This is a genomic window from Rhizobium sp. 01N424, assembly GCF_056399485.1.
Map to the genome: position 1 here is coordinate 1 of NZ_JBFTRK010000034.1, position 3,641 is coordinate 3,641.

At 55.6% G+C, this 3,641-nt stretch carries 4 protein-coding genes and 1 pseudogene; 2 read left to right on the forward strand and 3 right to left on the reverse strand.

Going from position 1 to position 3,641, the window contains the following annotated elements; genetic code table 11:
* Nucleotides 1-116 precede the first annotated feature (116 nt).
* Both AC1DNK_RS29900 and AC1DNK_RS29905 read left to right on the forward strand, forming a co-directional pair.
* Nucleotides 117-779: a hypothetical protein gene (locus AC1DNK_RS29900; RefSeq protein WP_477944845.1), complete on the forward strand. Its 663-nt coding sequence runs from the start codon at nt 117-119 to the stop codon at nt 777-779.
* Between the two features lie 19 nt (nt 780-798).
* Nucleotides 799-1,221 (forward strand): hypothetical protein, encoded by a 423-nt coding sequence (locus AC1DNK_RS29905; protein WP_477944846.1) that lies wholly within the window; start codon nt 799-801, stop codon nt 1,219-1,221.
* 25 nt (nt 1,222-1,246) lie between these two features.
* Here AC1DNK_RS29905 and AC1DNK_RS29910 read toward each other — a convergent pair whose 3' ends face one another.
* From AC1DNK_RS29910 to AC1DNK_RS29920, 3 genes and pseudogenes are all read right to left on the reverse strand, one after another.
* Complete coding sequence (locus tag AC1DNK_RS29910) at nt 1,247-1,744, reverse strand: hypothetical protein (RefSeq protein WP_477944848.1); 498 nt, start codon at nt 1,742-1,744, stop codon at nt 1,247-1,249.
* A 40-nt stretch (nt 1,745-1,784) separates the two neighbouring features.
* Nucleotides 1,785-2,462 (reverse strand): HNH endonuclease, encoded by a 678-nt coding sequence (locus AC1DNK_RS29915; RefSeq protein ID WP_477944850.1) that lies wholly within the window; start codon nt 2,460-2,462, stop codon nt 1,785-1,787.
* Nucleotides 2,463-2,524: 62 nt separating this feature from the next.
* Nucleotides 2,525-3,557: pseudogene (locus AC1DNK_RS29920) on the reverse strand (IS3 family transposase).
* Nucleotides 3,558-3,641: the final 84 nt, after the last annotated feature.

Sequence of the window (3,641 nt, forward strand, 5' to 3'; positions counted from 1 at the left end):
GAGATGCATGCCAAGGTTGCTGACCCAGGGGCACTGCTTACGTTGAAAAACTGTCCGGTATCAAATCGGAATCGCGTCCGGTTAATTCTCGGAATCGTGTCCGGGTTTTGATCGGAATGCCGTCCGGTGAATCATCGGAATCTACAGCCAACCCCAGAACGGGTTGGGTACGGGGCGACTCGGTCGCAGCCTTCGACACTCTCGAAGAGCTTAACGAGGTCAGAAAAGAGAACGATAAATTCAAGGAAATCTTGGGGAATCTTGCAGTGGATATTCCGCTGCCTCGCATCCCCGCGGCTGACGCACTGACCACTTTGACCTTGATGCCACTGTCGTTGACCGCTCGATCAGGTGAGATGCGAGTGGGCAGCTCAGCGAAGGTCAGAGGGTCTTGGATTTCGTTCTTCCCTCTGCTCTTTTCAAGCCTTGAAGTCCGGAACAACGACTGGAACGGCGAGTACTACTGGCACATTGACCACGAGAAATCCTGCGTGGCCCTCGGATCTGCCCTCGCCGGCGAGTTGGCTTGGGTAGACACAACGGACCTGTTTTCGGTATCTCGTGGGACACTGAACAGGCTGATCGCATACTACACAGAGGCTGGGCTAATGAATTCAGTGAACGAAGGAGAAAGTCCATTTACTGAAGCCGCACAGCGCGTCGCACGGCGCCACCACATCGTCGGCGAGACGTCTTCGTTCGAAATTATCGACGGCCAGGTCTCGGTGAAAGCGATCTCGCCTTATGATGCAGACGCGGACAGCAATATCCCCTTCTGAACTTCCTATCTGATGAAAATTGTCCAGCGCCTCGGGCGTGTCCCTCGGGATTCTGGTCAACAAGAGCCAACGAGGATTGCATTTGCCCCCAGCCGCCTTGACCCCCGATCAGATCGCAGCAGCCCACGCTGCTGACCTTGCCGCGATCCGCGCCAAGATTGACCAGTATCTTGCCGCTCTTGACGGGCTCGTCATGCTCGACAGGCACCACAGGGCCTTGCATGCGCATATCAAGACTGCCCGTCATACAATGCTGCGCGCACGCGATCTGCGAGGCGCCAAGGAATGCGCTGAAAACCTTCACAAAGTCTACACCCTCCCGAGAGGCCACAGAATTTCGGTTCGGGCGCAGGAGTGGCTTTCCGAGTGTGAAGACAGGCCCTTTTTGCCAGTGCAGGATCTGGAAGGTGCTATCGACCTATTTACGATGCCTGAAAAATAGTCTGTCGCGCGTGAGCGAGCTTGGCCTAAAGCATGTCGAAAACCGAGCCCATCCTTGGACTGAACAGGCGTTCGTAGATTTTCATAAGCGCTGTGTCAGTCATACCCGCAACATGATCGCAAATGACGCGCATTGGGTCGGCATCGCCGTTGTACGTCTTGGATACCCCCACCCGCAGCAATGCCTCGGGATCGGACATCAACGCTTCAAAGACTGCAACGACCATTCCTTGTCCTTTAAATTCAAGTTGCTGGACGGACGGGCTCCTGATTACCTTTAGCGCGACAGCCTCCTTCAAGGCGTCGAGAAAGCGCCGCTGGGGTTCCGGGAGCGAGACCTTGTAACGGAGCAGAGGATCCTCGAAGACCTCATCGGTCTCGATACGGCAGTTCGTAATGAAGTGATGGACGAGGCGATTGATGAAATGCTTGCGTCGCCCGGACTCCCCCATCATAGCCTCAACGAAACCGGCATAAACGTCATTACCGAATTCGCCAGGGTACTTGGATTTGAGAACGTCCAAGAAGCACCCGGAAAGTGCCAATGCCGAAAACCGATCGCACTCACTGACCCGACGAGGTGACTTCCTCAGGCAGCTGATCCTTAAACTGCGCTATCATCGATTTCGCCATCGCGGAATATGGCGCCGTCGTCCCAGCGTCTTGCTGAAGCAGGTTCTGATATAAGGCTCGTCGCGCGACCATCGGAAGATCCGCACGCATTATTTGCTCGACAACAACGAGCAGAGCTTCCAGACGTTCACGTCGCCGCTCGCTTAGCTCGCCACGATTTAGGTCGAGGATCGATCTCGTGCTGGTCCCGGGAATTGTGCCGCGTGAAATTACTAGCGCACCTACAAATGCCAGATGATCCGCCGGATCAGTCACGTAGGGATCGATGATGTTTGTCGCTAGCGGGTCGAGATTGGATTTCTTCTGGTTGCACACCTCGCAAGCCAAAGTGAGATTGTCCCACTCGACCGACAGCTCGGGTCTGAGCGATTTCGGCACGATATGTTCCACGTCTCCGTGATGAATATGGAGCAACTTGCTTTCGCAGTACGCACATTTGCCAGCGGTTTCGTCGACTAGAACCGCCTTGACCTGAGCGTGGCGGTACCGCGTTTTTTCCGCGTTTGTTAGGTCGATGCCGTCAGCATTCTTTTGAACAATGATTGCCGTCCATGCCTCTGCATTGTCTACGAGTATCTGCGGCTCCGGACGCTTTGAAAGCTTTATCATTAGAGGTGGCTCGGTTTGTCTGAACAGTTCCGGGCGTTTTGTTAAGTGGATATCCGCCTCGATTATGCCGCCACCATCATTGGCGTCAGCGCGTTGAAGTAAGCCTGATCCGGCGTCTTCCGGTCAAGGGATGAATGTGGGCGTCGGGTACGAAGACGTTGTCGCGCCATGCGCCCTTGCCATCCATCGAGATGGCAATCTCAGCCTTCTTCAGCACGGCTGTGAAGTCGATGGAGGTGAACTGCGAACCTTGGTCGGTGTTGAATATTTCAGGCCTTCCGTAGCGAGCCAGCGCCTCCTCGACCGCTTCGATGCAGAAGTCTGCCTCCATCGTGATCGACAGCCGCCACGACAGAACCCTCCGGCTGAACCAGTCCACGACGGCGCAGAGATAGACAAATCCTCGCGCCATCGGCACATACGTTATGTCCATTGCCCACACCTGGTTGGGCCGGGTGACCGCCAGCTTGCGCAGGAGGTAGGGATAGATTTTGTGCCCAGGTGCTGGTTTGGAGGTGTTCGGGCGGCGATAGATCGGTTCGATGCCCATCTTCTTCATCAGGGTGGCGACATGAAGCCGCCCAGTTTCCAGACCTTCTCCTCTCAAGAGCCCTTGCAACATCCGACTTCCGGCAAACGGGTAATCGAGATGCAGTTCGTCGATCCGCCGCATCAGTGCAAGATCGCCGTCAGGCACTGGACGAGGCAGATAATAGACACTGCCACGGCTGAAGCCGAGTAACTTGGCCTGGCGCACGACGGATAGCTTATGCTGGCGGTCGATCATTTTTTTCCGCCCAGCAATCCCGCCTTGCCGAGCGCTCCGGCTAAAAAATCGTTTTCCAGCGTCAGCTCCCCGATTTTGGCATGCAGCGTTTTGACGTCCACAGTTGGGCCTGCCGGTTCCGTCTTCGCTTCATCACCGAAAACGCCTGTTGCCCCCTCAAGGAGTTGGTCTTTCCACTGTTTGATCTGGTTGGCGTGCACATCGAACTGCTGGGACAATTCCACCAGCGTCTGTTCGCCCCGTATGGCGGCAAGTGCCACTTTCGCCTTGAAAGCCGGGCTGTGATTCCGGCGCGGTCGTCTCGTCATGGTATCTCCTGTTCCAGGCATCTAAGCCGAAGTCAGGCAGAAATTCCACTTATCCCCGCTGTTCAAATTTCCCGAGCCACCTCT